Below are 17,352 nucleotides of genomic sequence, written 5' to 3' on the forward strand. Positions count from 1 at the left end.
CTTCACTGTGTCCGCCGACGTCGTACAGCCGCACCCGTCCTCACCTGCGGTCTTCGGCGCGCAGGAACACGAGCAGCGGCGCTGGCCAAGCCACCAGGTCGGGCGCAGCACGCCACGCAGGCCAAAGCGGCCAGGCCGCCCAGGGCTTTCGGGGTGCGGTGGGCGCGAGGGTCAGCAGCAGGGTCCGGCATGGCGGTTCTCCTCGGCGAGGTCGGTGAACGGAATCGGGCAGCAGGCGCTGGACGCGCAGACGGTCAGGTCGTCGCAGCCCGCTGCCAAGGCCGTGGCCAGAGCGGTGCGGATGGTGGTGAGGTCGGCGATCTTCGCGTCGACCTCGGTGAGCTTCGCCTGCGCGCGTTCCTGGAGGCCTGCGACGGGGCGGCCGTGCCGGTGGCGGCCCGCCTCCAGCAGCTCGGCGACCTCCTCCAGCGTGAAGCCGAGCCGCTGTGCGGCCTTGATCACCCGCAGGGCGGTCACCGCGTCCTCGCCGTAGAGGCGGTGGCCGCCGTTGCTGCGTTCCGGCTCGGCCAACAGGCCGCGCCGCTCGTAGTAGCGCAGCGTCTGGACGTTCACCCCGGCCGCCTCGGCGACCTGCCCGCTGCGCAGGCCCGTACTCACCGCGACTCCCCGGCGGCCGTCCGTGCGGCGAAGGCGTCCAGGACGGCCTCGTGCGGCTGGTCGTCACTCATCACACTCACTCCCGTCATCGTGTCCCGCAGGCGGGGACACCTCCGACGGTAAACCTGTACCTCGGTACCGGTTGCAAGTCTGGCGGGCCCGGGTGGGGAGATCCCATGAGCATGTGTGGGTCACCCCCCGTAGGGGGTGGCGTTTTCAAAGAGCCCCATCCATGGTGCCGCCTTGGGACATGCTGGTGTGCTCTGGGCTGTGGGAAGCTGATGGGGATGGACCAGCCTGGTTCTGTCGATTTCGAGGCCCTGGGCACAGGTCAGTGCTCCGCGCTTCGGAGCGTGGGACTTCATGCGGCATCGGCTGCGTGCCTGGCCCGGCGACGACGCCTCGAACATGCCGCCGACGCCTCGGGCTGCCGCCCCAGCGCGGGGAGCGCGCCGTGATCGTACGTCTTGTCCACTCAGCGGTGCTGGACCGCACCACGCGGGTCACCGTGCGTGAAGACGCCCGCCGCCACGAAACGGTGGGGTGCACGCGGTGACGCTCCACGGCAGTGGGAACCTGACGCCGGACCCCGCGGCCGGCGTCCGGGTGGACCCCGTGCGAGAGATGCTGGGCGGGCTGCTGGAAGCCAGTCATCTGATGCCGTGGACGGACCTGCCCGCGCAGGTCGCGGCGCACGCGGGCCCGGCCGGGCTCCATGACGTGACGATCTACCTGTGCGATCTCCAGGAGGACGTCCTGCGTCTGCTGGCCGGCAGCGGACCCGACGACGGCCCCGACGACGCCCACGGCAGTGGGACGGATGCCGGGAGGGGAGAGAAGGGGGGCGATCTCCAGGTGGCCACGACCGTCGCGGGGCGGGCGTTCCAGCTCGGCCAGCTCCTGCCGATCACACCCGCGGGGCAATCCCGCGTCGCGTGGTGGGTGCCCCTGCTGGACGGCACCGAGCGCCTAGGCGTGTTGCGGGTATCGACCGCGGCCGACGACGAGGCCACCCGACGGGCACTGAAAGAGCTGGCCTCGCTGGTGGCGCTGTTGGTGGTCAGCAAGCGCAGTTCCAGTGACGCGCATGCCCGCCTGGTGCGCACCCGGAGAATGAACGTGGCCGCGGAGATGCAGTGGCATCTCATGCCGGCGACCACCTACGCCGACCCCCGGGTGGTGATCAGTGCGGTACTCGAGCCCGCCTACCAGCTCGGCGGTGACGCCTTCGACTACGCGCTCACCGACGACATCGTCCACCTCGGGATCTTCGACGCGATGGGCCATGACACCTCCGCCGGAATCACCGCGAACCTCGCGGTCGCCGCGTGCCGCAACAACCGCCGCCAGGGTTTCGGCCTGGCCGACACGAGCATCGCGATCGAGAAGACCCTCCTGGCGGAGTTCGACCGGCAGCGGTACGTGACCGCGATCCTCGCCCAGCTCGACACCCGGACCGGGTGCCTGACCTGGGTCAACCGCGGCCACCACCCGCCGGTGGTCATCCGGGGCGGCCGCTGGACCAGCCGCCTGCAGTGCCAGCCCGCCCACCCCATGGGCACCGACCTCGGCCTGCACCCCGTCCTGTGCCGGGAACAGCTCGAGCCGGGCGACCGGCTCGTCCTCTACACCGACGGCATCACCGAGGCCCGCAACAAGGACGGCCTCGAATTCGGTCTGGACGGCTTCATCGACTTCCTCATCCGTCACCACAGCGACGGCCTGCCCGTTCCCGAAACCCTGCGCCGGCTGATTCGGGCGATCCTCAACCATCACGACGGGCGTCTGGCGGACGACGCCACTGTCGTGGTGGCCGAATGGCTGGGCCCGGAAGGCGGACGCTCCCAAGCCGAGGACCGTGCCGGCTTGCCCCGCCGCCACGTGACGTGACAGCTGACCCTTGCCGGCCCCGAGCGGCGGACGGGTCGGTCGTCGCCTCGGGCAGGGGCCTGGACACGCTCATCGCCGAGTGCGCAGAGCCCTCGGCCGGCGCGTGCGTCGCCTGACGTGTCAGCCGCCACTGGAATCGCCATGATCCGCGTGCGGTCGCGTCAACGCGGCGGCGCCGCGTCGCACTGCACCCGACGCCCGCCTCATGTCCGCAGGTACGAGGCGCCGTTGAGGTCCAGGACCGTCCCCGAGGCCCATTCGGCCGCCGGTGAGGCCAGCCAGAGTACGGCCGTCGCGATTTCGTCCGCCGATGCCACTCGCCCGAAGGGGCTCTGGGCACGGATCGCCTCGCCCTGCGCTCCGCTCAGCCGGTGCGCGACCCGCTCGGTCTCGAAGAACCCGGGGGCGACGGAGGCGACTCCGATTCCGTACGCGGCAAGGTGCACGGCGAGGGACTGGCCCAGCGCGTGGACCGCCGCCTTCGTCGCCCCGTACGCCGGGTGGTCGGGCTCGCCGCGGAAGGCCCCGCGCGAGCCGACGTTGACGATCCGGCCGCCGCCGCCCTGCTCGATCATCCGGCGAGCCGCGAGGTGGCTGAGGTTCGCCGTCGCCAGGAGGTTGACCGTCACATGACTCTGCCAGGCGGCCGCCCACTCTTCGTACGAGGTGGTCGCGAGCGGATGCGGGAGGTTCACAGCGGCGTTGTTCACGAGGACGTCCAGCCCGCCGAGCCCTCCTGCCGCCCTCTCGGCGACCGCTTGCGCACCGTCCGGCGTCGACAGGTCACCCCCGGCCAGTACATGCCCCGCGCCCGCGAGGGAGGCGAGTGTCTTCTCGGCTTCCTCGCGCCGCGAGCCGAAGTGAACGGCTACCTGATCTCCGTTCGCGGCGAACGCCTGAGCGAGCGCACGGCCCAGTCCCCGCGAGGCGCCGCTGACGAGCACACGACGGCCGCTGGGCGGGAAGGGCTGCGGGCCGGGGGAGGTGGTCAGAGACTCCACGGTAGTCATGTGGATCATGATGCCACTTGGCACGTGCGGGGACTCCGCCCTGCGCGGCGGGACGGTTCACGGTCGCGTCGCCGGGCTCGGGGCGGCGTCCTGTCGGCGGAAGTCGGCGTGGTGTTCGTGCAGGAAGGCGTCGAGGGTGCGGGGCGGGCGGCCGAGGACGTCGGTGACGGTGGTGGTGGGGGTTTCGGGTCGGGTCACGGCGAGTTGTTGGATCTCCGTCACGTGGTCGGCGAGCCAGGTGGGCATGTGTGCGTGCTGGACGAGGTTGTCGCGCAATTCCTCCGGAGTGAGATGGACGTAGCGGATCGGACGGCCCGTCAGGGCGGTCAGCCGCGAGGCGAGAGCGGGGTAGGAGACGGCTTCGGGTCCGGTCAGGGTGTAGGTGCCTCCGGCGATGTCGGGCCTGGTGAAGGCGGCTGCGGCGACGTCGCCGATGTCGCGGCAGTCGACGTAGTTGAAGGGCGCGTCGCCCGTCGTGCCGAGGATGACGCCCTGCGCGACGGTGGGGGCCATGCGCAGGAGGTTCTGCGTGAACGCGTAGGGGCGCAGGACGGTGTGGGCGAGACCGCTCGCACGCAGGTGTTCCTCGATGGCGTGGTGTCCTCGGGAGACGGCGACCGGCGAGTCGGGTTCGGCGGCGGGTGCGGAGATCTTGACGATGTGTCGGATGCCGGTGTGGGCGGCGATGTCGATGACGCGGGTTTCGAGTTCGACCTGAGCGGGGCTGTTGGCCATGGCGAGGAAGAGCTGGCCGGCGCCCCTGAAGGCGGTGTGCAGGGAGCGGGGGTCGGTGGCGTCGGCGTACTGCACCTCGACGGGCGGTTGGTGTGCGGCGTTTGTGCCGGGGATCGGACGGTGCGGGGTGCGGGTCAGCGCACGGACGGGGGTGCCGAGTGCGAGGAGGCTGTGGAGCAGGGCGTTCCCGGTTGCTCCGGTCGCTCCCATGACAACGATCATCGTGTGCTCATTCCTTGGTGACTTCCCGGCGGCGGATGTCGCCGGGGGGACTCGGTCGGGCTCGGGCTCGGGCTCGTGGGGCGTGGGCCCGCGGCCGGAGGTGGGCTATGCCGGGGATGCCGTGAGGGTGCTGCGCCAGCGCAGGGTGACGATGGTGGCGGCGAGGGCTGCGGAGACGGGCAGGTCGATGCGCAGGCGCTCCAGCCACGGGGTCACGGGGAGGGAGGTATGGGCGGGTAGCCATTGGGCGGCGAACCATCCCAGCAGGGCTGCCGCGCCGGCGGCGGTGATGACGAGTGCGGCGGTCAGGGCGACGCGCGGCGTGGTGGTGGTCCAGCGTCGGGGCTGCCCGCCGTGCCGCAGCCAGATGCCGACCAGGAACGCCACCACGGCGGAGGCGCCGGCGATGGACGTGCAGGCGGCCACCACCAGGTCCTGCTGCCCTGTGACGACGCCGGCGGTACCGGCCATCAGCGCGGGGGCGGCGTACGCGGTCAGTACCTCGCGCCACAGGGTGAACGGCCGGGATGGCCGGGATGTCCGGGGGGCTGCCCGGTTTCGGCTGGTCCTGTCCTTCGTTGCGGGCATGCTGGCCTCTTTCTTGTGCGCGTGAGGGAAGGGGAGGGTTTCGGCCGGGGCCGGAAGGGCGGCTTCGCAATATAATTAGGCGCCTAACTATCACCTCAAAAAAGGACCCGCCCCGAGGGCGGGTAACCGAGATGCGGGTCAGTCAGCAGCCAGGGCCGCACTGCCGCGCACGACGCGGGCGAGCAGATCCAGGAACACCGCGCGCTCCTCGACGGAAAGCCCGCCCACCATGGCTTCAAGTCTCCCGAAATGGTCGGACGCCATGTCGCGCAGGCGCTGGGCTCCGCGCGCGGTCAGGACGGCCACCGTGCCCCGGCCGTCCTCAGCGGACGGGCGGCGGGCGATCAGGCCCTCACGCTCAAGGCCGTCCAGCAGGCCGGTGACCGTGGCCCTTGAGACGCCCAGGTCGACCGCAAGGCGCGAGGGGGACTTCTCCCCGCCGTGGTCTTCGAGGTCGGCGAGCAGTCGGTAGCGCCCCGTCGACAGGCCGAACCTGGCGAAGTGGACCTCGGCCGCCCGGCCGACCCTCGCGCCCGCCGAGATCAGCCGCACCGCGACCAGCACCGCCTGCGGATCGACCTCCAGTCCGTAGTGCTCGACCTGCCGCCTGGCCTGGTCCAGCGTGGGCGCCTCGGTATCGATGCCGTCCCTCGTCATGTAAGTAATATGGCGGCTAATCATTTAGCTTGTCAAGGCGCGGTCCGCTCGCGAGGGGATCGCGCCCAAGACGGTCACGGTCACGTCGCGGTGGATCCGTCGGCGACGACGGAGCGGGCCAGGGTGCCCTGGGCGGCCGGATGCGGCGGACAGGCTCGTGGATGCGGTCCTGTCCGCCGCCTCCGGCTGATCGGTCGCCGTGACGGGTGGCGCTCCTGGACGGGGAGCGCCGCGCCCGACCCGAACGTCACGGTCGGCATGGGCGTTCGGTCAGCCGGATCGCGCCGCCCGCACCCCGGCCACGCGGTGCCTCGCGCAGCAGCTCGAGCAGGAGTCCGGGGCGGCGCGGCCAGGCCGAGCGCGTACCGGCTGCTAGCAGGTGACGGTGACCTCGTGGGTGACGGGGTTGGCCGACTGGGGGAAGGAGGCCACGCCGAAGGTGCCACGGATGGTGGAGCCGCACGGGACGGTGTTGGCCGCGCCGCGCAGCTCGAGGGGCGCCGAGTTGAAGGAGGCGTACCAGTTCTGCGTGTTGGGCGCGCCGCTACCGACCACCTCCGCGGACAGCGTGGCGATCAGTTGCTTCGAGACGGGCGCCGGCCCTGCCAGCCCGACCTTGCCGTAGAACACGACGGAGTTGCCGGTGACTTCGGCACACAACCGCGTGGACAGGCCCACCTGAAGGCCCGAGTTCCCGCAGGAGGTGACGGTCGCCGTGGCGTTGGCCGACTGGGCAGTGGCGCTGGCGGGGGTGATCGCGAAAGCGGCCAGACCTGCGGTACCGGCGGCGAGGAGGGCTAAGCGGTTCACGGGAATCTCCTTCTGGTGGATCACGGCCTCGGCCCGAGGCTTCCGGACTGAGAATGTGACATGTGAAATTTCACATGTCACTTAACCATAAGTTGATCGAGATCTGAACCCTCCAGCGTGCTGGATCTGTCCAGCAGGCCCCGGGGCGGCCGACGGTCCGAACCGCATGCGGACCGCATGCGGACCCTCTTCACATGACCTCCGGCAGGGCGGGCAGGTGCCCGGTGTGAAGGAACCAGAAGCTCCAGAAGGCCCGGAAGACGCGGGCGCCACCCCCTCCGGGCGGCTGCTGCGCGGCCTCACCGTCGACACGTCCAGACCCGAGCAGCCGGTGTTGCTGGACGCCTCGGGCCACTCGATCGAGACGTGGCGGGAGAACTACCCGTACTTCCACAAGATCCGCCGAGCGGAGTACGAGCGGCAGAAACGAATCCTGCAGATCGAGATGCTCAAGCTGCAGCGGTGGGTGCAGGAGAGCGGGCAGCGCCTGGTGGTGATCTGCGAAGGCCGGGACGCGGCCGGAAAGGGCGGCACGATCAAACGGTTCACCGAGCGCCTCAACCCACGCGGTGCGCGGGTCGTGGCGCTCGGCAAGCCCACCGAGACGGAATCGAGCCAGTGGTACTTCCAGCGGTACACCGCTCACCTGCCCGCAGTCGGCGAGATCGTGTTCTTCGACCGCTCCTGGTACAACCGGGCGGGCGTGGAGCGGGTGATGGGCTTCTGCGACGAGGGGGAGTGCCGGCTGTTCCTGCACCAGTGTCCCGCTTTCGAGCGGATGCTCGTCGAGGACGGCCTGCTGCTGGTGAAGTTCTGGTTCTCGGTGTCCCGGGCGGAGCAGCACACGCGGTTCGCGATCCGTCAGGTGGACCCGGTGCGCCAGTGGAAGCTCTCCCCCGTCGATCTCCAGTCGCTGGACCGGTGGGACGACTACACGGCGGCCAAGGTCGACATGTTCCGGGCGACCGACACCGCGCACGCGCCCTGGACCGTCGTCAAGAGCAACGACAAGCGGCGCGGCCGCCTCGAAGCCATGCGCAGCCTGCTGACCCGTTTCGAGTACGGGAGCAAGGACGAGGGGGCCGTCGGCTCCCCCGACCCCCTCGTGGTCGGCGCGGCCGACACCCTGCTCGAAACCGGTGAGGAGGACACCGACCTGTCCCCGACCCCGCTCGCCCACCCCCGCGTCGGCCGGGGCAGTCATCCCGATTGACGGGCCGCGCGTCGACCTCGAGGGAACCCGGACCGGGACGCCGATCGCGAACGTCGAGCGCCGCGACGGGCGTGGCAAGGAGCGCCGTGCTCGTCGTCCGGTCCCGCGGCACACGAGCAACCGGCGGTGCGGAGACGTTGCCTGACGGGTGGGCACGACGGCACCATGGGAGGACGGTCATGCGAGGGGGGAGAGCCGATGAGTCGCTCGGAACTGCAGCACCTCCCCCGGTACGTGACGGTGTTGCCCCGGCAGCGAGGCGGCGAGCTGGTCGGCCCCAAGGACGGCAAGGTCCACGTCCTGGAGACCCAACCCGAATGGCTTCTCGACGGATGGCGGCCAGCCCCCTTCTTCGTAGGACCGGTCTTCCTGGTGCGGACCCCCCAGCCGCGTGACCCAGCTCATAACTTCCAGTTCGACACGGCGGGCGTGGCCCTCCCGACCCGGCAGCAGAGCTGCCTCTTGCCGTGCACTGCGCAGACCTGCCGCCGCTGGGTCGAAGCCGCCGTCGCCTACGCCACCGCCGTGGACGACATCAGCGCCGAACTGCTTGCCGCCCTCCGCCGCGCCGGGTCCGTCCCGCGGTGGAGGCGCTTCGCCGCGCCCCTCGCCCTGCGCGGCTGGGAGCAGACCCGGCAGCGCTACGACCGGGTCATGCACGAGGCCAGTGAGGCCTACAAGCCGGTCCGCCTGGAGATCCTGCAAGCGATCCAGGTCGTGCGGGACAATGCCGCCGAGCAGGCGCGGAAGGAAGGGGAGGCTCGTGGCCGCAGGGCCGAGTTCGCCGAACGGCCCCTCTGGTGCTGGTCGATGGCAACGGACGCCCAGTCGACCGCATGCGTCTTCCGGCACGACGTACCTGTCGGCGACGGCCTCGGAGCGGCTTCGCCGCAGGTCGAGGCGCCCGTCGACGTGTCAGTTCTGCGCCGGGCTCTCAAAGACCAGAAGCCGGCCCATCTGCGATGGGACCGTGCGGCCATCACCGCGACGGAACGCGAGCTGGAAGGAGTGAGCTTCGAGAACTGGTGGCGGGAATTGTTCTACGAGGACTACCGCACCTTCACGTCGCCCCCACGGAGCCAGAGCTCGTCCCGCCTGATCGGCGGCACGGGCACGGGTGGAACAGGCGGATTCACCGGTGGTTTCCACTTCGGCGGGTACTGACGCACTACCGAGGACCCTGCGGGTCGCGGCCCGCGCCGACGGAGCCAGCTCGGGAGGACCGCGGCGACGTCGACGGGCGTGCCGGCTCGCCTCCGCAGCCCCGAGGCTTCGCAGCCGGCGAGGCTTCGCCGTGCGCGTGACCCGGGTTCACCTGACGAATAAATGCCCGTGCGGACGTCGTACGGCCTGCTACGTTTTGGGCATGAAGCGCGCTGCTGTGACGACGACGCCGGAGAGTGTCCCGGCGCGCTGACAGACGTTTCAGTCCGAAGCCCCGGGGCGAGTGCCCCGGGGCTTCTCCTGTGCGGTCACTCGCCCGATGTCCGCGAGGAGACCGCCATGCATGACCACCGCAAGCTCGGCCGTGAACTGGGCCTGTTCGACACCGACCCGCTGATCGGCGCGGGCCTGCCGTACTGGCTGCCCGACGGCGCCACCGTGCGGCACACCCTGGAGGAGTACATCCGCGCCGCCGAGCGGCGCGCCGGGTACCGCCACGTGTACTCGCCGGTGCTCGGCAAACGGGAGCTGTACGAGATCTCGGGACACTGGGCGCACTACAACGACGACATGTTCCCCCCGATGGACCTCGGTGGGGAGCAGGTCGTGCTGCGGCCGAGTCTGTGTCCTCATCACGCCGTGATCTACCGCTCCCGCTCCCACAGCTACCGCGAGCTTCCCCTGCGGATGGCCGAGCTGGGAGGCATGTACCGCTCCGAACTCTCCGGGGTGCTCGGCGGACTGACCCGGGTCCGGGCCATCCAGCTCAACGACGCGCACATCTTCTGCACTCTGGACCAGGTCGCCGAGGAGGCCCGGGCCGCGCTGGAGATGATCCGCCGGGCGTACGAGGCGCTCGGCATCACCCCGGCCCGCTACCGGCTCTCCCTCCCGGGTCCTGGCGGCAAGTACGTCGCGGCCCCCGAGAAGTGGCGGCGGTCCACCGCCCTGCTGACCGACGTCCTCGACCGCTCCGGCCTGCCCTACGAGGCGGCCGAAGGGGAGGCCGCGTTCTACGGCCCCAAGATCGACGTCCAGGTCACCGACAACGCCGGGCGGGAGTCCACCCTCTCCACCGTCCAGGTCGACTTCCACCAGCCCGAGCAGTTCGACCTGCACTACGTCGGCGCGGACGGCGCCAAACACCGTCCGGTCATGGTCCACCGCAGCATCATCGGCAGTGTGGAGCGGGCCGTCGCCCATCTCGTCGAACAGCACGGCGGGGCCTTCCCCGCCTGGCTCGCCCCCACCCAACTGGCGATCCTCCCGATCTCCGACGCCGAACTGCCGAATGCCGCTGCCCTCGCCCGACGATGTGCCGCCCTCGGACTCCGGGCGGAGATCGCAGGGCCCGACCGCGGCACTCTGGGCGCCCGTGTCCGTGAAGCCCGCCTGGTTCCCTACCAAGCCGTCATCGGCGCCAGGGAAGCCGCTGGCGGCCACGTAGCCCTGCGGCTGCGTGACGGACGCCGACTCGACGCGCAGCCGGCCGACGCCGTGCTCACCCGTATCGCCGCTCTCGTCGAGGCCCACAGCACCGGCCTGTGGGACGACGCGGCCGCATAGCGGGCGGCGCTGTCAGCGCCTGCCGTCACCCGGGGCGAGAGCGCCGGTGACGGCTCGCTCCTGAACGGGATCCGGGGACTGCGGGTGGACCAGATCGCCGGCCGGGGCGGTGGCACGCAGCGCCGCCTCGACCCGGCGGTTGCTGGTCATGGTCGACGTGACGGCGGTCATGGTGAGGAGGAGGCCGGCGGCGGTGTAGAGCGGGGTGCGCACGTCGTAGGTGGTGGCGAGCCAGCCGCCGAGGAAGGCGCCGAACGGGGCGGCGCACATGGCGAGCATGCGGGAGGTGGAGGCGACCCGCCCCATCAGGTGGGCGGGGACGATCGCCTGCCGGAGGGAGGGGCCGATCACCATCGTGGCGCCCATGCCCGCTCCGCAGACGGCGAGCGCGAGCCCGGCGACGTACGGGTCCGGGGCGGCGGCGAGGCCCAGGACGGCGAGTCCCTCGGCTGCGGCCGTGCAGGTCAGTGCGGTGCCGGTGCCGAGTCGCCGGCCGAGGAAGGAGGCGATGCCCGCGCCGAGCAGACCGCCTGTGGCCTCCGCCGTGAGGAGCAGGCCGAAGCCGAAGGCGTCGATGCCGAGACGATCGTGGGCGAAGAGGGCGAGTACGGTCTCGACGGCGAGGAAGGCGGTGTTCCCGACCGCCGGACGCAGCGCGAGGCCGAGCAGCAACCGATCGCGCACTACGTACGAGGCGCCGGCCCGCGCCTGCCGCAGCAGCGACTCACGGGCCTGCGGTACGGGCCGGGGTGCGGCGGGCAGTGACCGTACGAGCACTGCGGAGAGTGCGAACGACACCGCGTCGGCGAGCAGCGGAACCGCCCGCCCGAGCGCGAGCAGGGCGCTGCCCGCGGGTGGCCCCGCGAAGCCGGACGCGGCGGTCTGGGCGCCGCGCAGGCGGGAGTTGGCGCGCTCCAGGAGCGCGGGGTCGCGGCCGAGCAGATCCGGCAGATAGGCCGTGGCGGCCGTGTCGAAGAAGAGTGCGCCGAGGCCGAGCAGGAAGGCGAGGACCGCGAGCAGCGGAACGCTCAGCATGTCGAGCGCGGCCGCTGCCGCCGGTATCGCGAGCAGTGCCGCACGCGCCGCGTCCGTGACCCACATCGTGCGCCGGCGGTCCCAGCGGTCCACGAGCGCTCCGCCGAGCACTCCGAAGAGCAGCCACGGCAGTGTTCCGGCGGCGGTGACGACGGCGAGCGCCATCGGATCCCGTGTCAGCGTCAACGCGAGCAGCGGCAGCGCGGCGTGCGTCACCCCGTCGCCGAGCGAGGACACCGTCTGCGCGGTCCACAGCCGTCCGAAACCGACCGGCAACTTGCTTGATTCCGTGGTCACTTGCTGTCCCCCTGGACCTGCTGGCGCGGTGCCGGGTGGAACAGTGCGAAGACGAGCGACGCGTCCGGCAGCGACGGGTCGGACAGCTCCCGGTACTCGTCCGCCAGTGCCTCCAGCCGCGCCCCGAGTTCCGCGAACTGCTCCTCGGTGAGCCGTAGATGCGCCATCCGTACGTGACGCCCACCGTCGGCCGGCGCTGCCTCCAGGTCCGCCACCGCATGCCGCATCAGGACGTCCGGCCCTCCCTCCCCCGGGTCCGGAAGGACGATCGCCCGAGCGGCCATCGCGTAGTACCGCTCGGTGACGCCGCGTACCTTCCGGGTGCGTACCACCTTCACCAGGCCGGCCCGTTCGAGCAGCCGTACGTGGTAGCTGGAACTTCCTTTCGCGAGGCCCACCCGCTCGGCGATCTGCGTGATCGTCGCGGGCTCGAAGCGGAGCACGGCCATGATCCGGTGACGCGTGAGGTTGGAGACGGCGCGCAACTGATCGTCGGTGGTGACGTGGAGTGTCTCTGGCAGGTCTTCGGTCGACATGCCGCCAATGGTCAACGTTTCTTGACCATTGCGCAAGGGGGTTGCGGACCAGCTGTCCGGGACGTGGGGCCCGCACCGCCGCGCTCTGCCGACCGGCCGGGACGTGGGGCCCGCTCCGTCGGCCGATGGTCCGTCTGCTCGCCTGCGCCGTGCACCCATTGAGTGGTTCGGCCAGAGCTGCCGTCTGAACCGCTCGTGCTACGGGGACCCATGGCTCGGCGGCCGAAGAGCGGGCGGTGCATCCGTCCGCCCGGTGAACGCGGAACAGGTGGCAAGCACCACTTCACGACACGGAGGACCAGATGCATGCGAGGCCGGTTGCCCGCCATCACGTCACGGCCCCCCACCGCCTGGCCCTGCCCGGGCCCCCGACGATCGCTGCGGCAGTCGTCGACGAGGCCGTGGCCGAGGCCGTCACCGCGGAACTGGAACGCTGCTGCGCCCACTTCGTCGCCCACAGCCGTTCCCTCGACCCCGTCTTCGCCCGCGATGTCGCGGAACGGCTCGCCACCTTCACGTGCGGCGGCGGCTCGAGGATCCGGCCTCGACTCCTCTGGTGGGCGCTGCGGGCCTGCGGAGGCACGGACGCCCACGTCCCCGGCGCCCTGCGGGTGGCCGCCGCGCTCGAACTCATCCAGAGCTGCGCCCTGGTCCACGACGACGTCATGGACCAGTCGGAGGTACGCCGCGGCGGTCCTTCCTTCCACGCGCAGATCGCATCCCAGTACTCCCGGTCCGTAGCCGCGGCGGAACCGGGCCTGTCGGCGTTCGCCCAGTCGGCAGCGGTCCTCGCCGGGGACCTCGCGCTGTCCTGGGCCGACGACCTCGTCGCGGAAGCCGATCTGGAGCCGCCGGTTCGTGCCGAGGTCCTGAGGGTCTGGCGGGCCATGCGGACGGAGATGATCGCCGGTCAGTACCTGGACCTGCACGGCCAGGCGACCTCGTCCCGCTCCGCCGTGCAGGCGATGCGCACCGCCTGCCTCAAGACCGCCCGCTACACCGTCGAACAGCCTCTGGCCCTGGGGGCGGCGCTGGCCGGATCCGACGAGGCGACCACCCGTGCCCTGACGGCCGCCGGGCGGTGCGCCGGCATAGCCTTCCAGCTGCGCGACGACCTCCTCGGCGTGTTCGGCGACCCCGCGGTGACCGGCAAGCCCTCGGGAGAGGACATCCGCTCCGGGAAGGCGACCTATCTCCTGGCCCTGGCCCACTCGGGGGCGCGGGCCGTCGCCGGCACCCCCGTCCTCGATCTCCTGCGGGGCTGTCGCGGGAACGCTCCGCTCTCCGGGGCCGTCCTGTCCTCGGTACGCGAAGCGCTGCGCTCCACCGGCGCTCCGGCGCGGGTCGAGCGGCGCATCGAGCGCCTGTCCCGGGCGTCCGGCCGTCACCTGGCCGCCGCGGCCCTCCAAGACCCCTCCGCCCGGCACCTGTCCGCTCTCCTGGCACAGGTGGCCTCGCCGCCGCGGTGCGGCCACCTCACGACGGAACCGGCCGGACCCGGCGGGAGCTCCCGATGAGGACGATCACCGGACGTACCGATCACGTGGTCGTCGTGGGCGCCGGGCTCGCGGGCCTGTCGGCAGCCCTCCACCTGCTCGGCGCGGGCCGCCGCGTCACCCTCGTGGAACGCGACCCCCTGCCAGGGGGCCGGGCCGGCCTCGTCGAGCGCGACGGGTACCGCTTCGACACCGGACCCACGGTGCTCACCATGCCGCACCTGCTGGAGGAAGCCTTCGCCGCGGTCGGCGAGACCTTGTCCGACCGGCTGACCCTGCACGCCCTCCACCCCGCCTACCACGCCCGGTTCGCCGACGGCAGCAGCCTCGACGTCCACACCGGCGCCCAGGCCATGGAGGCGGAGATCGAACGCTTCGCCGGAGGCCGGGACGCGGCCGGCTACCGACGACTGCGCCGCTGGCTGCACGATATCTACCAGGCCCAGATGGGCCGGTTCATCGAAGCCAACTTCGACTCGCCCTTCTCCCTCCTGCACCCCGACCTGGCCCGCCTCGCCGCACTCGGTGGCTTCGGCCGCCTGCAGCCGAAGATCGGCCGGTTCATCACCGACGAGCGGCTGCAGCGCGTCTTCACCTTCCAGGCCCTCTACGCGGGTGTCCCTCCGGCCCGGGCACTCGCGGCCTACGCCGTCATCGCCTACATGGACACCGTCGCCGGGGTGTACTTCCCGAAGGGCGGCATGCACGCCGTACCCACGGCCCTGTCCGCGGCGGCAGTGGACGCGGGCGCCACCCTCGTCCACGGCGAGAGCGTGACCCGGCTGGAGCGCACCGGCGAGCGGATCACCGCCGTGGTCACGGACCGGCAGCGCATCCCGTGCGATGCGGTCGTCCTCACCCCCGACCTGCCGCTCACCTACCAGCTGCTCGGCGCGTCCCCGCGCCGTCCGCTCGCCCTGCGCCACTCCCCGTCGGCCGTCGTCCTGCACGTGGGCAGCGACCGCACCTGGCCCGAACTGGCGCACCACACCCTCTCCTTCGGCGCCGCCTGGAAGCAGACCTTCCGCGAGCTCACCGACACCGGACGTCTGATGAGCGACCCCTCCCTCCTCATCACCCGCCCCACCGCGACCGACCCGGACCTCGCACCGCCGGCCAGGCACACCCATTACGTCCTCGCGCCCTGCCCCAACACCGCCACGGGTCCCCGCGCGGCCTCCTGGAAAGAGCTGGGCCCGCGCTACCGGGACAGCCTGCTGCGCGAACTGGAGCGCCGCGGCCTGACCGGGTTCGAAGCCGCGGCCGAGACCGAGGTGCTCGTCACCCCCGCCGACTGGACCGCCCAGGGCCACGGGGCCGGCACGCCCTTCTCCGTCGCCCACACCTTTCCCCAGACCGGCCCCTTCCGCCCCCGCAACCTCGTCCGCGGAACCGCCAACGCCGTCCTCGCGGGCTGCGGCACCACACCGGGAGTCGGCGTCCCCACCGTCCTGATCTCCGGCCGTCTCGCCGCCGCCCGCATCACCGGCGTGTCCCACGTCCGCCACCGCACCACGCCGACCCGCCCGGCCGCGACGAAAGGCAGCACCGCATGACGCGACGCGAACTCGACGCCGCCGCCCTCACCGACCCGGCCCTGCGCAGCGCCTACGCAGGCTGCCGCCGCCTCAACGCCCAGCACGGGAAGACGTACTTCCTCGCCACCCGGCTCCTGCCCGCGGCACGCCGTCCCGCCGTCCACGCCCTCTACGCCTTCGCCCGGCTCGCCGACGACATCGTCGACGACCTGACCGCCCCCGCCGAGCGCACCGACCGGGCGGAGCGGCTCCAGGCCCTCTCCCACGACCTGCGGACCGCGATGAACGGCGGTCCCGCACACCACCCCGTCGTCACCGCGCTCGCCCACACCGCGTACCGCTACCGGATCCCCCACCGCCACTTCGACGACTTCCTCACCTCCATGCGAAGTGACCTCGGCACCACCGACTACGGCACCTTGGACGCGCTGCGCGGCTACATGCACGGGTCCGCCGCCGTCATCGGCCTCCAGATGCTCCCGGTCCTGGGACACGTCACCCCCCGGGACGAGGCGGCCCCGCACGCCGCCGCCCTCGGCGAGGCGTTCCAGCTCACCAATTTCATCCGGGACGTCGGCGAGGACCTCGACCGCGACCGGGTCTACCTGCCCGCCGACCTGCTCGCCGCCGACGGCGTGGACCGGGACCTCCTGCGCTGGAGCAGACGTACCGGCCGATCCGACCCCCGCATCACCCGCGCCCTGCGCTCCGCCATCGCCCTCACCCGGGGGTTCTACGCGCAGGCGGAACCGGGCCTGGACATGCTCGAACCCGTCTCCCGGCCCTGCGTGCGCACCGCCTTCGTCCTCTACGGCGAGATCCTGGACGCCGTCGCCCGGGACGGGTACGCCAGCGTCCACCGCCGCTCCGCCGTGCCCCTCGGCCGACGGGCCGCCGTCGCCGCGGCCGGCCTGGCCAAGATCACGGCAGCGCGGCTCGGGGCGCCTGCCGCCCGTGTCCTCGAGGAGCCGTCCCGGTGAGTCCGCGATCCCGCCTCCGCGTCCCGCTCAGCCTGCGCCGCACGCCCGTGGCCTGGCACCGGCAGGAGCCGACCTGGCGGGACGCCTCGCCACGCCTGATCGACGCCGCCCTCAAACGGGCCCAGGCCCTTCCCACCGGGAACTGGTACGTCCTGGGGCCGTCCACCGCGGTCGGCGCCGACCGCAGCCACGGGACCACGGTCGACGGCACGGAGATCGTGGCCTGGCGCGACTCCGAAGGCGTCCTGACCGCCGGCCCCGGCGCGTGCCCCCACCTCGGCGCCCCGCTGGCGCGGGCCCCGGTGCGCTGCGGCACCCTGGTCTGCCCCTGGCACGGACTCGCCCTGAGCGGGGCCCCCTTCGCCGGCTGGAACCCCTACCCCGCCCACGACGACGGGACCCTGGTCTGGGTACGGCTCGACGCGCACGGCGGCGAGGACCCCCTCGACCGGCCCGTGCTGCCGGCCCGGCCGCCGGCCGGCGCCTGTCTGACCGCCGTCTACTCGGGCACCGGCGTCTGCGAACCCGAGGACATCGTCGCCAACCGCCTCGATCCCTGGCACGGCGCATGGCTGCACCCCTACTCGTTCGTCGACCTCACCGTCCTCGACGACGGCGCCGAGACCGACGTCCTCACCGTGCGCGTCTCCTTCAAGGTCGCCGGCCGCGTGGTGGTGCCGGTCACCGCCGCGTTCACCGCCCCCGGCCCACGGACCGTCCTCATGACCATCACCGAGGGCGAGGGCGCGGGCTCCGTCGTCGAGACGCACGCCACGCCGCTGGGCCCCGGCGCGGACGGCCGCCCCCGCACCCGGGTGACCGAGGCGACCCTCGCCACCTCCGAGCGGACGGGCTTCGCCCTCGCCCGCGGCGCCGCCCCCCTCCTGCGCCCCCTCATGAGGCGCGCGGCCGGCCGCCTGTGGCAGGACGACTTCTCCTACGCCGAGCGGCGCTGGGAGCTGCGCAGCACCGGCCGCTTCCCCGGCTGAGCCGCCTT

The 17,352-nt window shown here is 72.2% G+C and carries 16 protein-coding genes; 8 read left to right on the top strand and 8 right to left on the bottom strand.

The features are described 5' to 3' along the window. Nucleotides 1-171: 171 nt before the first annotated feature. Nucleotides 172-618, bottom strand: coding sequence for a MerR family transcriptional regulator (locus ABZY44_RS23570; protein ID WP_356656909.1), 447 nt, complete (start codon nucleotides 616-618; stop codon nucleotides 172-174). 624 nt (nucleotides 619-1,242) lie between these two features. Here ABZY44_RS23570 and ABZY44_RS23575 point away from each other — a divergent pair. Then, nucleotides 1,243-2,508, top strand: a complete 1,266-nt coding sequence (locus ABZY44_RS23575; RefSeq protein WP_356656963.1) for a PP2C family protein-serine/threonine phosphatase — start codon at nucleotides 1,243-1,245, stop codon at nucleotides 2,506-2,508. Nucleotides 2,509-2,711: 203 nt separating this feature from the next. Here ABZY44_RS23575 and ABZY44_RS23580 read toward each other — a convergent pair whose 3' ends face one another. The 5 genes from ABZY44_RS23580 to ABZY44_RS23600 all read right to left on the bottom strand — a co-directional run bounded on the left by ABZY44_RS23580 (nucleotide 2,712) and on the right by ABZY44_RS23600 (nucleotide 6,530). Further along, complete coding sequence (locus ABZY44_RS23580; RefSeq protein WP_356656911.1) at nucleotides 2,712-3,518, bottom strand: SDR family oxidoreductase; 807 nt, start codon at nucleotides 3,516-3,518, stop codon at nucleotides 2,712-2,714. Nucleotides 3,519-3,575: 57 nt separating this feature from the next. Continuing rightward, a complete protein-coding gene (locus tag ABZY44_RS23585; RefSeq protein WP_356656913.1) occupies nucleotides 3,576-4,475 on the bottom strand; it encodes an NmrA family NAD(P)-binding protein in 900 nt (299 codons plus the stop codon). 105 nt (nucleotides 4,476-4,580) lie between these two features. Continuing rightward, entirely contained in the window at nucleotides 4,581-5,063 is a 483-nt protein-coding gene (locus ABZY44_RS23590; protein WP_356656915.1) for a hypothetical protein, read from the bottom strand. A gap of 138 nt (nucleotides 5,064-5,201) precedes the next feature. Next, the gene (locus tag ABZY44_RS23595; RefSeq protein WP_356656917.1) at nucleotides 5,202-5,720 is read right to left on the bottom strand and encodes a MarR family transcriptional regulator; all 519 of its coding nucleotides are present in this window, start codon (nucleotides 5,718-5,720) and stop codon (nucleotides 5,202-5,204) included. Between the two features lie 372 nt (nucleotides 5,721-6,092). Further along, the gene (locus tag ABZY44_RS23600; protein ID WP_356656919.1) at nucleotides 6,093-6,530 is read right to left on the bottom strand and encodes a hypothetical protein; all 438 of its coding nucleotides are present in this window, start codon (nucleotides 6,528-6,530) and stop codon (nucleotides 6,093-6,095) included. A 226-nt stretch (nucleotides 6,531-6,756) separates the two neighbouring features. Here ABZY44_RS23600 and ppk2 point away from each other — a divergent pair, with 226 nt between their 5' ends. From ppk2 to thrS, 3 genes are all read left to right on the top strand, one after another. Further along, nucleotides 6,757-7,743, top strand: coding sequence for a polyphosphate kinase 2 (gene ppk2 / locus ABZY44_RS23605; protein ID WP_356656921.1), 987 nt, complete (start codon nucleotides 6,757-6,759; stop codon nucleotides 7,741-7,743). 198 nt (nucleotides 7,744-7,941) lie between these two features. Beyond that, nucleotides 7,942-8,907 carry a hypothetical protein gene (locus ABZY44_RS23610; RefSeq protein WP_356656923.1) on the top strand — a complete coding sequence of 322 codons (966 nt, stop codon included), beginning with the start codon at nucleotides 7,942-7,944 and terminating at the stop codon, nucleotides 8,905-8,907. A 162-nt stretch (nucleotides 8,908-9,069) separates the two neighbouring features. Further along, nucleotides 9,070-10,473 carry a threonine--tRNA ligase gene (gene thrS / locus ABZY44_RS23615; RefSeq protein WP_356656925.1) on the top strand — a complete coding sequence of 468 codons (1,404 nt, stop codon included), beginning with the start codon at nucleotides 9,070-9,072 and terminating at the stop codon, nucleotides 10,471-10,473. A gap of 12 nt (nucleotides 10,474-10,485) precedes the next feature. Here thrS and ABZY44_RS23620 read toward each other — a convergent pair whose 3' ends face one another. Both ABZY44_RS23620 and ABZY44_RS23625 read right to left on the bottom strand, forming a co-directional pair. Beyond that, on the bottom strand, nucleotides 10,486-11,805 hold the full coding sequence (locus ABZY44_RS23620; protein ID WP_356656927.1) for an MFS transporter: 1,320 nt from the start codon (nucleotides 11,803-11,805) through the stop codon (nucleotides 10,486-10,488). Next, the gene (locus ABZY44_RS23625) at nucleotides 11,802-12,341 is read right to left on the bottom strand and encodes a winged helix-turn-helix domain-containing protein (RefSeq protein WP_356656929.1); all 540 of its coding nucleotides are present in this window, start codon (nucleotides 12,339-12,341) and stop codon (nucleotides 11,802-11,804) included. The genes ABZY44_RS23620 and ABZY44_RS23625 overlap by 4 nt, the downstream gene beginning before the upstream one ends. A 302-nt stretch (nucleotides 12,342-12,643) precedes the next feature. Here ABZY44_RS23625 and ABZY44_RS23630 point away from each other — a divergent pair, with 302 nt between their 5' ends. The 4 genes from ABZY44_RS23630 to ABZY44_RS23645 are packed head-to-tail and all read left to right on the top strand — an operon-like array spanning nucleotide 12,644 to nucleotide 17,344. After that, nucleotides 12,644-13,858, top strand: coding sequence for a polyprenyl synthetase family protein (locus tag ABZY44_RS23630; protein ID WP_356656931.1), 1,215 nt, complete (start codon nucleotides 12,644-12,646; stop codon nucleotides 13,856-13,858). After that, the gene (locus ABZY44_RS23635) at nucleotides 13,855-15,393 is read left to right on the top strand and encodes a phytoene desaturase (protein WP_356656933.1); all 1,539 of its coding nucleotides are present in this window, start codon (nucleotides 13,855-13,857) and stop codon (nucleotides 15,391-15,393) included. The genes ABZY44_RS23630 and ABZY44_RS23635 overlap by 4 nt, the downstream gene beginning before the upstream one ends. After that, entirely contained in the window at nucleotides 15,390-16,355 is a 966-nt protein-coding gene (locus ABZY44_RS23640) for a phytoene/squalene synthase family protein (RefSeq protein WP_356656935.1), read from the top strand. Before ABZY44_RS23635 ends, ABZY44_RS23640 begins: the two co-directional genes overlap by 4 nt. Continuing rightward, nucleotides 16,352-17,344 (top strand): DUF5914 domain-containing protein, encoded by a 993-nt coding sequence (locus ABZY44_RS23645; protein WP_356656937.1) that lies wholly within the window; start codon nucleotides 16,352-16,354, stop codon nucleotides 17,342-17,344. Before ABZY44_RS23640 ends, ABZY44_RS23645 begins: the two co-directional genes overlap by 4 nt. Nucleotides 17,345-17,352: the final 8 nt, after the last annotated feature.

This window comes from Streptomyces sp. NPDC006544 (genome assembly GCF_040611715.1).
Classification (GTDB): Bacteria; Actinomycetota; Actinomycetes; order Streptomycetales; family Streptomycetaceae; genus Streptomyces.

Bases quoted from the DNA above. Each gene is read 5' to 3' on its own strand.
- ABZY44_RS23640 (WP_356656935.1), top strand. From the start codon at position 15,390: ATGACGCGACGCGAACTCGACGCCGCCGCCCTCACCGACCCGGCCCTG.
- ABZY44_RS23580 (WP_356656911.1), bottom strand. From the start codon at position 3,518: ATGACTACCGTGGAGTCTCTGACCACCTCCCCCGGCCCGCAGCCCTTC.
- ABZY44_RS23635 (WP_356656933.1), top strand. From the start codon at position 13,855: ATGAGGACGATCACCGGACGTACCGATCACGTGGTCGTCGTGGGCGCC.
- ABZY44_RS23630 (WP_356656931.1), top strand. From the start codon at position 12,644: ATGCATGCGAGGCCGGTTGCCCGCCATCACGTCACGGCCCCCCACCGC.
- ABZY44_RS23575 (WP_356656963.1), top strand. From the start codon at position 1,243: ATGCTGGGCGGGCTGCTGGAAGCCAGTCATCTGATGCCGTGGACGGAC.
- ABZY44_RS23585 (WP_356656913.1), bottom strand. From the start codon at position 4,475: ATGATCGTTGTCATGGGAGCGACCGGAGCAACCGGGAACGCCCTGCTC.
- thrS (WP_356656925.1), top strand. From the start codon at position 9,070: ATGCCCGTGCGGACGTCGTACGGCCTGCTACGTTTTGGGCATGAAGCG.
- ABZY44_RS23590 (WP_356656915.1), bottom strand. From the start codon at position 5,063: ATGCCCGCAACGAAGGACAGGACCAGCCGAAACCGGGCAGCCCCCCGG.
- ABZY44_RS23595 (WP_356656917.1), bottom strand. From the start codon at position 5,720: ATGACGAGGGACGGCATCGATACCGAGGCGCCCACGCTGGACCAGGCC.
- ABZY44_RS23610 (WP_356656923.1), top strand. From the start codon at position 7,942: ATGAGTCGCTCGGAACTGCAGCACCTCCCCCGGTACGTGACGGTGTTG.
- ABZY44_RS23625 (WP_356656929.1), bottom strand. From the start codon at position 12,341: ATGTCGACCGAAGACCTGCCAGAGACACTCCACGTCACCACCGACGAT.